Origin of the sequence: Shumkonia mesophila, assembly GCF_026163695.1 — a bacterium.
Classification (GTDB): Bacteria; Pseudomonadota; Alphaproteobacteria; order Rhodospirillales; family Shumkoniaceae; genus Shumkonia; species Shumkonia mesophila.
This window is the reverse complement of record NZ_JAOTID010000003.1, coordinates 161,567-175,780: the sequence shown is the minus strand read 5'-3', so window position 1 is coordinate 175,780 and position 14,214 is coordinate 161,567. Positions and strand designations below refer to the sequence as shown.

The window sequence follows — 14,214 nt, the reverse complement described above, 5'->3', positions numbered from 1 at the left end:
TCTTGTCGGAACGATGTTACTTGAACTCGACCGGGAAGCCGATGGCCGGCGGCGGCAGTTCGACACCGAACCACTTCTTGAACGACGCCGCGTAGGCATCAAACTCAACCCCGGTCATCGCCTCGTGCAAGGCGGTGTTGACGAAATTGAGCCATGCCTGGTCGCCACGCTTGACCGCGCAGGCATAGGTCTGGGGGTTCCAGCCGTAGCCGGCGTCGAGATAACGGCCGGGGTTCTGGTTCATGAACCAGCGCAGGGCCGACTGGTCGGTGGCCGCGGCATCGGCCCGCCCGGAATTGAGGGCCTGGTAGATCAGATCGACGCTGTCGTACTGATCGACCTTGGCCTCGGGCAGTGCCTTCTTGACCATTTCCTCGGCATAGACGTTCTGCAAAACCGAGATGGCGACCTTGCTGCCGGCCGCCTTCAGGTCGGCGTAGGACTTGTACTTGCCGTTGGCGGCCAGCAACAGGCCGACGCCTTCGCGATAATAGGGAACGGTGAACTCGACCTGCTGGGCGCGACCGCCGGTCACGGTCATGAACTGGCAGGTCATATCCACCTTGTTGGTGGTCAGGTTCGGAATCCGTGAGTCCGACGACTGATTGACGAACTCGATCTTTTCGGCATCGTCGAACAGCGCCTTGGCCACGATCTTGGCGACGTCCACGTCGAATCCCGCCAGCTTGCCGCCCTGATCGATGAAATGCCAGGGCGCGTTCGTGCTGCCGGTACCGACGATCAGCTTGCCGCGGGCCAGGACCTCGTCGAGCTTGCCTTTCGTTTGGGCGTTGGCGACGCCGGTCGCCAGTACGGCAACGGCGCTCAACAGCCCCACCAGTTTAGGAATGCCTCTCATCATGGTTCGTCATCTCCTACTGGATTGTTCCCCGGATATGTCCGGTATAACGGATATCAATTCGTTATAGTGGACACAGCATCATTCTCTGCATAGAGTGCGTCCGTCTGTCAACCCGCCTCGCGCATATGCTAAAAGATCGTGCACAGGTATTTTGAATCACGAGAGACGGCATGCCGATATCCTCCCTCCCCCTCGATGACGACACCAACCGAAACCTCATTGGCCAATCCTTCGAGGGCATCGACACCCCGGCCGTCGTCGTCGATCTCGACGTGGTCGAAGCCAACGTGCGCCGGTTCCAGGCCTATTGCGACGACCACGGGTTGGGCCTGCGGCCCCATATCAAGACGCACAAGATCCCGGAATTCGCCGCCTTGCAGATGACGGCCGGCGCCGTCGGCATCAACTGCCAGAAGATCGGCGAGGCCGAGGTAATGGCCGATGCCGGCCTGTCCGATATCCTGATCACCTTCAACATCCTGGGGCCCGCCAAGCTGGCCCGCTTGCGGCGTCTCGCCGAACGCTGCGCGCTGACCGTTACGGCGGACAACGAAACCGTCGTTGCCGGTCTTGCCGCGACCATGGCCGGGGCCGGCCAGCCGCTCGACATCCTCGTCGAATGCGACACCGGGGCCGGGCGATGCGGGGTGCAAAGCCCGGAGGCGGCGCTGGATCTGGCGCGTCGCATCGCGGCCTTCCCCGCTTTGCGTTTCAGGGGCCTGATGACCTATCCGAAAGCCGGCGCCGCCCGCGCGGCAGCCGACTGGTTGGCCAAGGCCAAGGCGTTGTGCGAAGCGGACGGCCTTCCCTGCCCCGTCGTCAGCAGCGGCGGCACCCCCGACATGTGGGGAGCCGGAGACCTGGGCACAGTGACCGAATACCGGGCCGGCACCTACTTCTACAACGACCGCTCCCTGATCGCCCGCAAGGTGTGCGCGGTCGCCGATTGCGCGCTCACCGTCCTGGCGACGGTGGTGAGCCGGCCGACCGCAGGGCGGGCCATCATCGACGCGGGTTCGAAGGCGCTGACCAGCGATCTCCTCGGCCTGGAGGGCTATGGCTTCATCCCCAGCCTGCCCAAGGCCTCCATCTATGCCCTGAGCGAAGAGCACGGCTTCGTCGACCTGCGGGATGACGCCGACCGGCCGGCCGTCGGCGACAAGATTCGCATCATCCCCAACCATGCCTGCGTGGTCAGCAACCTGGTCGAGCGCGTGTATGCGATCCGCGATGGAAAGGTGGTCGACATCCTGCGCGTACAGGCCCGCGGCCGCAGCCAGTAACGGGCCCGTGGACGCCGCGCCTACATTCCCTTTGGGTTCGCCCCATAGAGGTGGCAGGCCACTTTTCGCCCCCCTCCCATGTCGATGAAATCAGGCGCGCCGCCGAGCGGTTCATGGAAACCCCGCGCCCTCAGGACGCCATCGCAAACGGAGGGACGGGCCCGTGAAGGCGGGCGGACGTGGAAGCGTTCATTGCGGCTGCAGGACGATCTTGGCCGCCGCCGTACGACCGGCGTCGAGGTCGCGGAAAGCTGCCAGCCCGGCGGCCAGCGGTCGGGCTTCGATCCAGTCGAGCCGTCCCAGCGCGCCGGCGTGCAAGGCCGCCATCGTCGCCCGGAAATCGACCATCGTATAGGTGTAGGTGCCGACGAAGGTCACTTCCTGCAACGTGATCTTGCGGACGTTGAGGCCGTCCTGATTGTCCATGAGACCGATATGGACGATGACGCCGCCCGGTTTGACCGCCGCCACCGCCGTTTGGCGGGTGATCCGGCCGCCGACCGCATCGATCACCACGTCGAAGCCGTTGTCTTCGGGGCCGGCGTCGTTGATGGGATCGTAGACATCGCCGCATCCGGCGGCGATGGCCGTCTTCCGGCGCAGGGCGTTGGTATCGCCGACGCGCAGGCCGGCGCATCCCCGATGAGCCAGAACCAAGCCGGCGGTCAAGCCGACGGCCCCGGCACCCAATACCAGCGCCCGGCACTCGGCAAGCGGCCGCGCCGAAGCCCGTTCGGCCAAACCGACGGCATGCCAAGCGGTGGCGACCGGTTCGGTTGCCGCGGCGTGAACCGGGTCCATGCCGTCGGGCATGGTCACCAGGTTACGCTCGGGCATGCGCAGATACTGGGCGAACGCACCCTCGCGCGGATTCATGCCGATGATCTGGCGTTTGGCGCACAGATTGGAACGGCCGCTCAGGCAAGCGTCGCATTGGCCGCAGGTCATCAGCGGATTGACCACCACGCGTTCGCCCTTGCGCGGTCCCGCGGCGATGGTCCCGGCCGCCTCGTGGCCGAGGATCAGCGGCGGGAAGCGCCGCTCGTCGTGACCGTGGAACGCGTGCATGTCCGACCCGCAGATGCCGGCGGCCTCGACACGGATCAGGACCTCCCCGGTTTCGGGGATCGGATCCGCTTCGTTGCGATGGGTCAGTTCCTCGGGGTTGGTGTAGACCAGTGCCTTCATGAGATGCCCCTACTTCGCCGAAAAGCCGCCGTCGACCGGGATCACCTGGCCGGTGATGTAGTCCGAGCCGGGTCCGGCCAGGAACACCGTGATGCCGTCCAGGTCCTCCAGCTCGCCGTTGCGCCCGATGGCGGTCATGCGCGCGTTATGGGCCAGGATCTCGGGATTGCCATAAACGGGCTGCGTCAGCTTGGTCGGGAAGAACCCGGGGGCGATGGCGTTGACGATGACGCCGTCGGCCGACCACGCCTCGGCCATCGCCCGTGTCAGCTGGGCGATACCTCCCTTCGACGCCCCGTAGGGGGCGCTGTTGGCAAAGGCCCGGAAGCTTTGCAGCGACGCCACGTTGATGATGTGGCCTCCACCCGCCGCCTTCATGCCAGGCACGCAGCTGCGCGACAGGAAAAACGGAGCGGTCAGGTTGATTTCCAGCGTCAAGTCCCAGGACTCGTCGGTAACCTGGTCGATGGACTGGCGCAGATTGACGCCGGCCGCATTGGTGAGGATGCGCGGCGGACCGAATGCCGCCGTCGCCGCCTTGACCAGTTCCTTGAGACGGCTCCGGTCGGTCAGGTCGACGGCCATGAAGGCGGCCCGCCTCCCCGTTTCGCGGATCTCGACCTCGGCCTCGGCCAAGCCTACTGCGTCACGGTCAGCCAGAAACACGTCGGCCCCAGCCTGACTGAGGGCCCAGGCCATACGCCGGCCGATTCCGGAGGCGGCTCCCGTACACAGGGCCGCCCGACCCGTAAGATCGAAAAGGTCGTGGATCACGTCGCTCACCATTGTCTCCTTATCTAAAAAGCGGCCTGGCGCCGACAAAAGGCCGCTCACGGCTGAAGGTTGAAGGTCTCCTTGGAAAAGTACTTGGCCAGCCGGACGTCGCCAGTGCGGGCATGTCCTTCCATGCCTTCAAGGCGGGATATGCGGGCCGCGATCTGCGCCATTTCGCGGTTACCCTCGCGGGTGGCGCGCTGGTAGGTCACGGTCTTGATGAATTTGCCGACGAACAGGCCGCCGGTGTAGCGACCGACCCCCTTGGTCGGCAGGATATGATTGGTTCCCGAGCACTTGTCGCCGAAGGCCACGGTTGTTTCCTCGCCCAGGAACAGCGACCCGTAATTGCGCAAACGGTTAAGCCACCAGTCCAAATCGGTAGCCTGCACCTCCAGATGTTCCGGCGCGTAGTCGTCGCTGACGCAGGCCATTTCCTCGCGATCGGCACACAGCACAACCTCGCCGTAGTCGCGCCAGGCCGCCTCGGCCGCCTTGCGTTGAACGTCGGGCAGGGCGGCGATCAGTTCGGGCACCCGGGCCATCACCTTGGCCGCCAGCGCCCGGTCGTCGACAACGAGCCAGGCCGGGGAATCGAAACCATGCTCGGCCTGGCCGACCAGATCGTAAGCGACGATCTCGGGATCGGCTGCCTTGTCGGCGATCACCAGGATTTCGGTGGGACCGGCGAACAGATCGATGCCGACGCGGCCGAACAGGATGCGTTTGGCTTCCGCCACGAAGCGGTTGCCGGGTCCGACCAGAATGTCCGCCGGATGACCGCCAAACAGCCCGAACGCCATGGCCGCGATGCCCTGAACACCCCCGAGCGCCAGAATGGTATCGGCCCCGCACAGGTTCATGGTGTAAAGGATTCCGGGGTGGATGCCCCCGCCGGCATGGGGGGCCGAGCACGCGATGACGTTCTTGACGCCGGCAACCTTGGCGGTGGCGATGCTCATGATGGCCGAGGCGATATGCGCATAGCGGCCGCCGGGAACATAACAGCCGGCGGTGGTGACGGGAATCAGCCGCTGGCCTGCATAGACGCCCGGCGACAGTTCGACCTCGAACTCGCGGACGGAATCCCGCTGTTTGGTGGCGAAGCTCATGACATGGTCGCGGGCATAGCGAATGTCGTCCTTGAGCTGCTGGGGCACCTGCGCGGCGGCGGCCTCGATTTCGGCGCGCCCGACCACGATATCGCCCTCGTAACCATCCAGCTTGCGGCCGTACTTGCGCGCCGCCTCCTCGCCCCCCTTCTCGATCTTATCGAGCATCTCGGTGACGATCTGGCGGGTGTTGTCCTCGCCGGTGGCGGAGGTTTTTTCGGCCTTCTTCAGATATTCGACAGTCATTTTGGCGTTCCTCTTGGCTTCTTACAGGAGCGAGGCCCGGTGCCGCCGCTCGACGCGGGGAATCACAGGGCCCACAGGGACAATGCGGGAATGAAGGCGAGCATCAGCACAACGCCTAGCATGGTCAGCACATAGGGAATTGCGCGGCCCGCGATGTTGAGAACGGATTCGCCCGTCAGTCCCGACAGGACAAACAGGTTGAGCCCCAACGGCGGCGTGATGAAACCGATGCCGAGGGACGTGACCATGAAGATGCAGAAGTGGATGTCGTTCATGCCGATCTGCTGGGCGAGCGGCAGCATGATCGGCGACAGGATGACGATGTTGGGGGTCGTCTCCATCACGCAGCCGGCGAGAATGAAGATGACGATCATCAGGAGAATGATGAGGGCCGGGTTCTCGGTGACCGAGGTAACGGCAAAAACGAACGCCTCGGGGACGTTGAGGACGGCCAGCGCCTGGGCCAGGGGCAGCGAGAAGGCGATGATCGGGACGATCACCCCGTTCACCTTGGCGGATGCCGCCAGCATCCTCGGAAAGTCGCCGATCTTAAGCGTGCCCTGGAAAAGGCCGATGGCGATGGTGATGACGACGGCGGCGGCGGCGGCCTCGGTCGGCGTGAAGACACCGGAGTAAATACCGCCAAGGATGATGAACGGCACCATCAGGGCAAAGCGGGCGTCCCAAACCGTACGCAGCCAGTGGCGGAAATGGAATGGCGCGCGCGAATTCTCGTAGCCGTGGATGCGGTTGAGCGTGATGTTGGTGATCATGATGGAGGCCATGATCATCACGCCCGGCACGAAGGCCGCCAGAAACAGGGTCGACGCCGAAATTCCAAGAACCAGGCCGATAATGATGTAGGCGATGGAGGGGGGGATGAGGATGCCGGTGCAGGACCCCGCGGCGACCAGCGCGCACGCGTAGGCGCGGGGATAGCCCCGATCGACCAGGCGGGCATGCGTGATGCGTCCGACCGCCGCCGCTCCCGCCGCATCCGATCCCGATATGCAGGCGAAGAAGCCGCAGCCGAGCACGGTCGAGGTGCCGATTCCCGAGCGCAGGTTCCCCATGGTGGCCTCGGCGACGTCGAGCAGCTTGTTGGAAAGGCCGGTACGCACCAGTACGTCGCCGGTCAGGATGTAGAGGGGGATGGCGATGAGCGCGAAGGAGTCGATTCCCTGGAACAGGGACTCGCCGAACAGCGAAAGAGGCAGCACGTCGGTGAAAACGAGCAGGCCGATGGCCCCGAAACCGAGGGTCACCCAGACGGGCACCGCGAAACCCAGAAGGACCACCATCCCAAGAATTGGGAGAATGATATCCCAGCCGAGTTCCAGCGAAACGCCGGGCGCTTGATAGAGTTGATACATCACGACCCTATTCGAACAGGCGGGCGCCGGTGAACGTCGGACGCCCGGCCCTGAAGTTGCCCACGTCGCGCACGAGCGATTGGAAGACGCGCAGCAACATGATCGAGAAACCGAAAGGAACGGCGAACAGGAACCATACCCGCAGCACCCGGAGTCCATCGGTGACCGAATGAAATTTGAGCGAGGTCAACACGGGGTCCATCGACCAATAGAGGGCGAAGAGCGCGAGAACGCCGGTCAGCACGTCGGAGGCGATGTAAAGGATGGCGGTCCCGCGTTGGCCGACCAGGTGGGTGATCACGTCGATCCGGATGTGGGCCCGCTCGCGCACGGCTGCCGCGGCGCCGATCCAGACCAGGTAGACGAAGGCGTAGCGGGCGGTTTCCTCGCCCCAGACCGACGAATAGGAAAGGACGAATCGGCGGATCACTTCCATGAAGATGACCATGACGATGTAGCCATAGAGCCACAGCAGCAGCCATCGCTCGCCGTCCTGGTCGATCCGTCTCAGCAGAGTCCTCATGGATTCACCGGCATGTGTGCCGGAGCGGGCGGACCCGCCCCGGCTTGGGTCTCAGGGATGTGTCAGACGTCGTGGACGTAGAACTTGCTTGGCGTCTTGGCGGCTTCGAGCAGGCGATCGAAGGCCGCGAGCGACCCGGCGAGCTCCTTCTTCGTGGGCTCCCATTCGGGACGCTGGTAGCCGCAGGCGGCTTGCCATTTCGCGAGCTCTTCCGGCGTTGGCGTATGGAACTTCACGCCCGCCTTGGTCAGTTCGGCCATGGCGTGGGCCCGCGACGCGGGAACCTGGGCAAGATTTTGACCAAAGGTGATCTCGCTGGCGTTCTCGATGCCTTCCTGCACGTCCTTGGGCAGGCTCTTAAACCATTGCAGATTGCAGGAGTAGACTTGGCTATCCGGCACTGCCTGGTTGAAGGTGATGTAGGACAGAATGTCCTTGAAGCCGAAGACGTAAAGGGCGCCGGCCGAGGGGTCGAGGGCGTCGGCGACTCCCTGCTTGATCGCCGAGGCGGTCTCGCCCCATGCCACCGGTGTCGGATTGGCGCCGCACAGGCGGTAGAACTCCTTGAGGATGTTGGACGCGGGGATGCGGAACTTGACGCCCTTGAGATCCTCGGGCGTCCGGACCGGCCCGTTGCGCAGGCCCTTGCGGATGGCGAGCGTGCGGGGATCGATGCAGAAATAGAACAAGGGCTTGAAGCCCTTCTCCAGCACCTTGGCGTCCACATCGTCCTTCCAAGTCTTGGACGTCACCAGGTTGACGAACTCTTGGTTTTTGCCGACCCAGTAGGGGATGTTGATCAGGTCGACGGCCGGGGCAAAGGCTGAAAAATTGGAAATGGAATGCTGGGCCGCCTGGATGGTGCCCGACTGCACTTTTTCGACGAGTTGGGTCCCCGCCCCGAGCTGTCCGGCCGGCGAAATTTTGACGTAGACCTTTCCGGCGGTGGCGTTCTGGATGTTCTCTTTGGTGTCGAGAAGCATGAAGGGGTAGGCCCGCTGCATTTCAATGCGATAGGCGGCGGCGACGGTCATGACATGTTTCGCTGTCGCCTCGCGTTCCTTCTCCTCCTGCGCCGACTGGGCGGCGGCCTCACGGCTCCACAGGGTGCCCGCCGCACCGGCGACGATTGCCGTGGTGAGGCCGAACTTGCCTGCAAGCTCAAGAAAATTGCGTCGCTCCTCCGAACGTAGGCTGTCTTCCTCGTGTCTCTTCATGACCATGACCGGGACTCCTCTCTGTTTACCGTGGATTGATTGTTTCGCCGGGCCGGTCGTCGCCGGCCGCGTTTTCATCGACGTATTCACGGATCAGGGTGCCGACGGTGAAGAAAAATGCCGAAAGGAGGAGGGCCAGATACTCGCCGATATCGTCGAGCGGAACCGGGATGTCCCAGCCGAAGGCCGCACGCCCGCGACCGATCAGCACGTTGGCCGCGAACAGGGCAAACGTGCCGCAGAAGGCGGCGAGGCAGAGATTGCCCAACCCTTTGACGGTGGTTCGCGGCTGTCTCGCAGCCATCACTCTCCCCATTTCCGGTTTCTTCAACCGCTTTATGGCGCCGTCCATTTTAAGTAAGCGCTTACATTTTCCGTCATTCTAGGGGGAGGGTGGGCGGGATTGTCAACATGAATCTTAGGCATCTCTGCCGGCGAGCCTGAGAATTGCCCTTCTATCAACTTGATTATAAAACATTTTTACAGTTGCACCGATTTTGATTTGGCGCCAAACTATGTTCATGGGAGCGAAGCGTCAGAGAAAGCGCTTGCAGAATGGGGCGGGGCACTCGGTCCGTCTGCTGGATGTCGCCCAGGAAGCGGAGGTTTCGACGGCGACCGTTTCGCGGGCGCTCAACGATCCGGCCAAGGTTCGTCCGGATCTGGCCGAACGCGTTCATGCGGCCATCCGCCGATTGGGCTACGTGCCCCATGGTGCGGCGCGCGCCCTGGCCAGCCAACGCTCGCAAACCGTAGGGGCCGTTGTCCCAACGCTCGATAACGCCATTTTTGCCCGGGGGATCGAAGCCCTGCAGCAGCGCCTCAGCGAGGACGGCTACACCCTCCTGCTGGCCATGTCCGAATACGATCTGGCCCGCGAGGTATCCCAGGTCGGGAAACTGATCGAGCGCGGGATCGACGGCCTCATGCTGATCGGCGAGGCCCACGATCCGAGGCTTTACGCAATGCTCGACGCCAAGGGGCTTCCCTACGTCAACTCCTGGGTCTTCCGCGAGGCCAGCCCCCATCCTTGCATCGGTTTTAAGAACAAGGAAGCTGCCCACCGAATCGCTTCATACCTGATCGATATCGGGCACCGCGACATCGCCATGATCGCCGGCGTCAGTCGGCACAACGACCGCGCCGCGGACCGCATCGTCGGGGTTCGTCAGGCCATGACCGAGCGGGGCCTGCAGTTTCCGGACGCCCTGCTCGTCGAGCGGCACTATGACGTCGGCGAGGGAAGGCAGGCCCTGCGTCAGTTGTTCGATCGGCCGACACCACCGACTGCGGTGATCTGCGGCAATGACGTCATCGCCTTCGGCGCCCTTTTCGAGGCTCGGACCCTGGGCGTGAAGGTCCCCCTCGATCTATCGATCGTCGGCTTCGACGACCTGGATTTGGCCAGCCAGGTGGACCCGCCGTTGACCACCATGCACGTGCCGTCAGTGCGCATGGGAAAGGGTGCCGCCGAATATCTGCTGGCTCGCTTGGCCGGGGAGAAACCGCCGAATGCCACGGAACTGGAAGCGAGTCTCATCGTCCGGGGAACGACAGCCCCCCCACACCGCCAGTAGCCGTTCAGGCCGACGTGAGGCAGTCTTCGACGGCGTTCAGCAGGTCTTCCTCGGAGAAGGGCTTGGGCAGGATCTTCCTGGCGCCATACTGTTGCGCGAGTTTGAGGAAATCGAGATTGCGCGTACGCCCGCCCCCAGAAATCGCAACGATCGGCAGCGTCGGAAAATCGCGCTGCAGTTCGATGATGGTCTGCACACCCTCTTTTTCCGGCATGATGATATCGGTGATGACAATATCGAACTGTTGGGATCGTTGAAGCGAAATCCCTTGGGCTCCGTTCTTGGCCTCCTCTACCGCATGGCCCGCTGCCTCGAGGATCTCCCTCATCGTGAAGCGGGCCAATTCTTCGTCGTCGATCACCAGAACGCGTGCCATGTTGCCCCCTTGCTGCCGGGTTGCGCCGTCTTCCGTGCCGTGGACACGATGTCGACCATGAACAACAGATCTACGTGCCACTGACCACGGCGAGCAGTTCGTCGCTGGTAAAGGGCTTGGAGAGGGTGGCATCCGCGCCGAACCGGCTGGCGAAATCCAGATAGGACATGTTGTGGGTTCGTCCGCCCCCGGATATCGCGATTACGCGGAGCTCCGGATAGGTCCGTTTCAGTTCCATCACTGTCTCGATTCCCCCCTTGCCTGGCATGATGATGTCCGTAACGACGACGTCGAAGGGCGTGGCTTCCTGCATTTCCAAACAGGCATCGCCGGTTGCGGCCTCGGACACTTCGTGGCCCACGCTCTCAAGGATCTCGCGCAGGGTGAAACGGGCGAGATCGTCATCGTCAACGATCAAGATGCGGGCCATGGATCTTTTCGTCCTCAATCGGCAGTCGCCAGCCGCCGCCCATCTCCATGGCGTTTGCGCCGGCTCCGCCCAAAGCTGAGATGGAATTTCCCGGCCGCAAGAGCCAAGTGAAAACAGCCGGGCTCGGCGTTTTACAAAATGCTCGATCCGAGTGTACTCTAGTTTACGGATGACGTCGATTTGTACGGCAGAGGCGATGTGGTGATGACCGTCTTTCGATGCGCGGAACGATGAGAAAGACACCCCCGACAGCGACGCCGAATGCGACCGGACGCGAACGCTCCCAGCAGAGCCTCATCGAACAATACGGTCCCGGGGTCGCGCAGTCCTTCCGGCGCATTTCCCTGCCGGACCTGTTCCCGAATCTTCGCCTGATCCGCAAGCGTGTGCCGGGCCAACTCCACAAGATAGCGGTCGCCGTCCTTGAAGAATACCTGGCGTCGGGCGGTTGGTACGTCACCATCGCGGATGGCGTCTACGACGTGGCCTACCTCAATCTTCCGAATTCTTTCGCCGACCTCAAGCATGCGGCCATCCTTAAGGACATCGAACGGCAGATTCAGGACCGGATCAGCCGAATCCCTTCAAAAGCTGGCAGGCGCCTGTCGCACGAGATCAGCCGGCAGGATTTCGAGACCATGCACAACGGCCCCCGGCCGACGGTGGTGGTGAATCTCGACATCCCCGAGATCCTGTTCGGCGCCCCGGGCGACGAGAAGACGCTGTCAAAGCGCATCGACCAGACGGTCAGAGACGTTCTGGAGGATTTCCTGGCCATCAACGGGTTCTTTACCCGGCTGTCGAACGCGAAGATCCTGCTCATTTTTCCGGAATTGGACCGCTCGCTCGCCCAATTGAAGCGCGATGCCATCGCCAACGAGATCGCCCGGCGCCTCAAGCCGGCAGACGCAAAAACCGGGAGTTCCCGGAAAGGCCCTGCGGCGACGGCACCCGGTCCGAGCGAGGCCGGCCGGAACCTGTCCTTCCGGACGAAGCCGTCGGCGGGACTCGTCAATACATGGAACCAGGCGGTGGCGGAGGCGGCCAGCAAACGGGGACAGTTCGATCCCGATGAGGCGAGGGCAATGCCCGCCGGATGGTCATGGTCCTACCAACCGCTCTGGCGCATCCGCAATCGATTGCTTACCGCTTATGTCCTGCGCGGTTTTTCGCCCGTCACCGACGCATCCCGCACGTTGACCAACGATTCTCCTTTGAGGGAGGTGTTGATCCGGACCGACCAACCTGGACTGGCGGACCTGCCGCTGATGGACATCGCGGTGCGCGACATCCACCGCGCAATGAACGGCGGCGGCCAAGCCATCGTGATCGTGCCGGTCCGCTTCGCCACGCTCGACCGGACCAACTTGCGGACGCTTTATCTGCATATCTGTTCGCAACTGCCGGAAGGCGCGCGAAAGTTTCTGGTCCCCGAAATCATCGGGATTCCTCCGGACCTCGTCACCTTCCGGCTCGAGGAACGGATCAATCAGCTTCGCCCCTTCTCGCGTGCCATCCTTCTGCGCGCGAGCTTGGTCGATCAACGGTTCCGACGGTGGCGCAACCTCGGCGTCCATGCCGTGGGCATCGACATGAGCCAATACCTGGGCCCGGAAGCGGACATCATGCAGGGTCTTGAGCAGTTCGCAGAAGCCGCGGAAGGCGCCAAACTGCATACCTATGCTTACGGCATTCCCAGCCTGAGCCTCACGACGGCAACGGTTGTGAGCGGTATCGACTATGTCGGTGGCGACCTGATCGCACCGCCTACCGACCAGCCGTTGCGGATCGCCGAGTTCGATACGGCGATGCTGTATCCCGGAGACCAATCGTCAACCACCGACGACGCATCATGCCGAACCCCCTAGCCTTGGAGAAACGCTTGCTGGGCCTGGTTCGGCAGATCAACAATCTGCTGATTGCCGGGGGACAGGAAAGCGAACTGTTGCCGCAAATCTGCCAGGCGATCGTCCACGAGGCGGGGTTCGAATTCGCTTGGGTCGGCTATCGCGATGGGATCGACGACTGCCGGGTGGTCGTCATGGGGCAGGCCGGGCACCCCGTCCCACCCGTCCGGCATACCCTTGCGGCATCCGAAGGGGCGGCGGAACGCGCTCTTTCCACAGGGAAGACCGCCCTAGGTCCGTCGAATGGGAAAATGGCCGGCGGACAGTTGGCCTTGCCCTTCTCCCTGGACGACGGCGCTTCGGGCATTCTGGTCATCGGCTTTGCCGCCCATGCCTCTCCCGCGCCCGATACGATTTCGTTGCTGGAGGGGCTGGCCGCCCTGGCGGCGCGCTCGATCGCGAACCGCAAAGCCGAAATGGAATTGCACCATGCCCAGCGGATAAGCGGCGTGTTCCTGCGTAAATTCGAAACCTCCCTGCTTGCCGCCGTCCAGGCGATGGCGGCGGCCTTGGAAAAACGCGATCCCTACACCGCCGGTCATCAGCGCCGGGTCGCCGCCCTGTCGATAGCCATCGGGCGGGAGATCGGCCTGTCGCGCCATCGGCTGCAAGGCCTGCACATCGGCTCGCTCATCCATGACATCGGCAAGATCCAGGTTCCGGTCGAGATTCTCGCCAAGCCAGGGCGCCTGCGCCCGGAGGAGATGAACCTGATCCGCATTCACCCGGCAGCCGGACAGGAAATGGTCCAGGGCATCGACTTTTCCTGGCCGATCGGGTCGATGATCGTCCAGCACCACGAACGCCTGGACGGCTCCGGCTATCCGAACGGGCTGGCCGGCGATGACATCATATTGGAGGCGCGAATCATCGCCGTCGCCGATGTCGTCGAAGCCATAGCTGCCCACCGCCCCTACCGCCCCGCCTTAGGCGTCGCGGCCGCGCTCGAGGAAATCAGGGCCGGTCGGGGACGGGGCTATGACGCCGCGGTGGTCGACGCCTGCTGTGCGTTGTTCGCCCGCCTGGGAGCAAAGCTTCTATTCGGCGAGGAACCCGCTTCGCGATTGTCCGTCCACGATAGCGCCTCGGGTCCGCACCGCGGATCGTGGGGAACCGAGTAGATTCCAAGAACATAATTATATATCAGAGCGATATTTCGTATTTAATAATTCTTCTAATATGACACACTTTGGCAACGATTCATTACCTGATTTCCAGTTATCGAAATCATCCTGAAACACCTCGCTGTTAGGGTCGCATCATCAGGCTTTCCCCGGGTGGCCACCGCCAATCCGGAGCCGAGAGACCGATGGGGAAGAATCGATCCATGACCGTCGGCGCGCCAC

General features: G+C 63.1%; 14 protein-coding genes. 4 read left to right on the top strand and 10 right to left on the bottom strand.

What is annotated here, in order from left to right; all coding sequences use genetic code 11:
- Positions 1-16: 16 nt before the first annotated feature.
- On the bottom strand, positions 17-862 hold the full coding sequence (locus ODR01_RS07335) for a transporter substrate-binding domain-containing protein (protein ID WP_316976978.1): 846 nt from the start codon (positions 860-862) through the stop codon (positions 17-19).
- Between the two features lie 170 nt (positions 863-1,032).
- Here ODR01_RS07335 and ODR01_RS07330 point away from each other — a divergent pair, with 170 nt between their 5' ends.
- On the top strand, positions 1,033-2,145 hold the full coding sequence (locus tag ODR01_RS07330; RefSeq protein WP_316976977.1) for a D-TA family PLP-dependent enzyme: 1,113 nt from the start codon (positions 1,033-1,035) through the stop codon (positions 2,143-2,145).
- Positions 2,146-2,334: 189 nt separating this feature from the next.
- On the opposite strand, the gene ODR01_RS07325 is transcribed toward ODR01_RS07330, so the two are convergent.
- From ODR01_RS07325 to ODR01_RS07295, 7 genes are all read right to left on the bottom strand, one after another.
- Positions 2,335-3,333: an alcohol dehydrogenase catalytic domain-containing protein gene (locus ODR01_RS07325; protein ID WP_316976976.1), complete on the bottom strand. Its 999-nt coding sequence runs from the start codon at positions 3,331-3,333 to the stop codon at positions 2,335-2,337.
- A gap of 9 nt (positions 3,334-3,342) precedes the next feature.
- Positions 3,343-4,119 carry an SDR family NAD(P)-dependent oxidoreductase gene (locus ODR01_RS07320; protein ID WP_316976975.1) on the bottom strand — a complete coding sequence of 259 codons (777 nt, stop codon included), beginning with the start codon at positions 4,117-4,119 and terminating at the stop codon, positions 3,343-3,345.
- Positions 4,120-4,163: 44 nt separating this feature from the next.
- Complete coding sequence (gene hisD / locus ODR01_RS07315; protein WP_316976974.1) at positions 4,164-5,465, bottom strand: histidinol dehydrogenase; 1,302 nt, start codon at positions 5,463-5,465, stop codon at positions 4,164-4,166.
- Between the two features lie 62 nt (positions 5,466-5,527).
- Positions 5,528-6,838, bottom strand: a complete 1,311-nt coding sequence (locus tag ODR01_RS07310) for a TRAP transporter large permease (RefSeq protein ID WP_316976973.1) — start codon at positions 6,836-6,838, stop codon at positions 5,528-5,530.
- Between the two features lie 7 nt (positions 6,839-6,845).
- The gene (locus tag ODR01_RS07305) at positions 6,846-7,361 is read right to left on the bottom strand and encodes a TRAP transporter small permease (protein WP_316976972.1); all 516 of its coding nucleotides are present in this window, start codon (positions 7,359-7,361) and stop codon (positions 6,846-6,848) included.
- Between the two features lie 62 nt (positions 7,362-7,423).
- Complete coding sequence (locus tag ODR01_RS07300) at positions 7,424-8,584, bottom strand: TRAP transporter substrate-binding protein (RefSeq protein WP_316976971.1); 1,161 nt, start codon at positions 8,582-8,584, stop codon at positions 7,424-7,426.
- A 19-nt stretch (positions 8,585-8,603) separates the two neighbouring features.
- The gene (locus tag ODR01_RS07295; RefSeq protein ID WP_316976970.1) at positions 8,604-8,930 is read right to left on the bottom strand and encodes a hypothetical protein; all 327 of its coding nucleotides are present in this window, start codon (positions 8,928-8,930) and stop codon (positions 8,604-8,606) included.
- Positions 8,931-9,126: 196 nt separating this feature from the next.
- Between ODR01_RS07295 and ODR01_RS07290 the strand changes: the two genes are divergently transcribed.
- On the top strand, positions 9,127-10,155 hold the full coding sequence (locus ODR01_RS07290; protein WP_316976969.1) for a LacI family DNA-binding transcriptional regulator: 1,029 nt from the start codon (positions 9,127-9,129) through the stop codon (positions 10,153-10,155).
- Positions 10,156-10,159: 4 nt separating this feature from the next.
- Here ODR01_RS07290 and ODR01_RS07285 read toward each other — a convergent pair whose 3' ends face one another.
- Complete coding sequence (locus ODR01_RS07285) at positions 10,160-10,531, bottom strand: response regulator (RefSeq protein WP_316976968.1); 372 nt, start codon at positions 10,529-10,531, stop codon at positions 10,160-10,162.
- Positions 10,532-10,601: 70 nt separating this feature from the next.
- Positions 10,602-10,961, bottom strand: a complete 360-nt coding sequence (locus ODR01_RS07280; protein ID WP_316976967.1) for a response regulator — start codon at positions 10,959-10,961, stop codon at positions 10,602-10,604.
- A 230-nt stretch (positions 10,962-11,191) separates the two neighbouring features.
- On the opposite strand from ODR01_RS07280, the gene ODR01_RS07275 reads away from it, so the two are divergent.
- Both ODR01_RS07275 and ODR01_RS07270 read left to right on the top strand, forming a co-directional pair.
- Positions 11,192-12,829 (top strand): hypothetical protein, encoded by a 1,638-nt coding sequence (locus tag ODR01_RS07275; protein WP_316976966.1) that lies wholly within the window; start codon positions 11,192-11,194, stop codon positions 12,827-12,829.
- 14 nt (positions 12,830-12,843) lie between these two features.
- Positions 12,844-13,989: an HD-GYP domain-containing protein gene (locus tag ODR01_RS07270; protein ID WP_316976965.1), complete on the top strand. Its 1,146-nt coding sequence runs from the start codon at positions 12,844-12,846 to the stop codon at positions 13,987-13,989.
- Positions 13,990-14,214 lie beyond the last annotated feature (225 nt).

Bases quoted from the DNA above. Each gene is read 5' to 3' on its own strand.
- ODR01_RS07335 (WP_316976978.1), bottom strand. From the start codon at position 862: ATGATGAGAGGCATTCCTAAACTGGTGGGGCTGTTGAGCGCCGTTGCC.
- ODR01_RS07330 (WP_316976977.1), top strand. From the start codon at position 1,033: ATGCCGATATCCTCCCTCCCCCTCGATGACGACACCAACCGAAACCTC.
- ODR01_RS07325 (WP_316976976.1), bottom strand. From the start codon at position 3,333: ATGAAGGCACTGGTCTACACCAACCCCGAGGAACTGACCCATCGCAAC.
- ODR01_RS07320 (WP_316976975.1), bottom strand. From the start codon at position 4,119: ATGGTGAGCGACGTGATCCACGACCTTTTCGATCTTACGGGTCGGGCG.
- hisD (WP_316976974.1), bottom strand. From the start codon at position 5,465: ATGACTGTCGAATATCTGAAGAAGGCCGAAAAAACCTCCGCCACCGGC.
- ODR01_RS07310 (WP_316976973.1), bottom strand. From the start codon at position 6,838: ATGTATCAACTCTATCAAGCGCCCGGCGTTTCGCTGGAACTCGGCTGG.
- ODR01_RS07305 (WP_316976972.1), bottom strand. From the start codon at position 7,361: ATGAGGACTCTGCTGAGACGGATCGACCAGGACGGCGAGCGATGGCTG.
- ODR01_RS07300 (WP_316976971.1), bottom strand. From the start codon at position 8,584: ATGGTCATGAAGAGACACGAGGAAGACAGCCTACGTTCGGAGGAGCGA.
- ODR01_RS07295 (WP_316976970.1), bottom strand. From the start codon at position 8,930: ATGGACGGCGCCATAAAGCGGTTGAAGAAACCGGAAATGGGGAGAGTG.
- ODR01_RS07285 (WP_316976968.1), bottom strand. From the start codon at position 10,531: ATGGCACGCGTTCTGGTGATCGACGACGAAGAATTGGCCCGCTTCACG.
- ODR01_RS07280 (WP_316976967.1), bottom strand. From the start codon at position 10,961: ATGGCCCGCATCTTGATCGTTGACGATGACGATCTCGCCCGTTTCACC.
- ODR01_RS07275 (WP_316976966.1), top strand. From the start codon at position 11,192: ATGAGAAAGACACCCCCGACAGCGACGCCGAATGCGACCGGACGCGAA.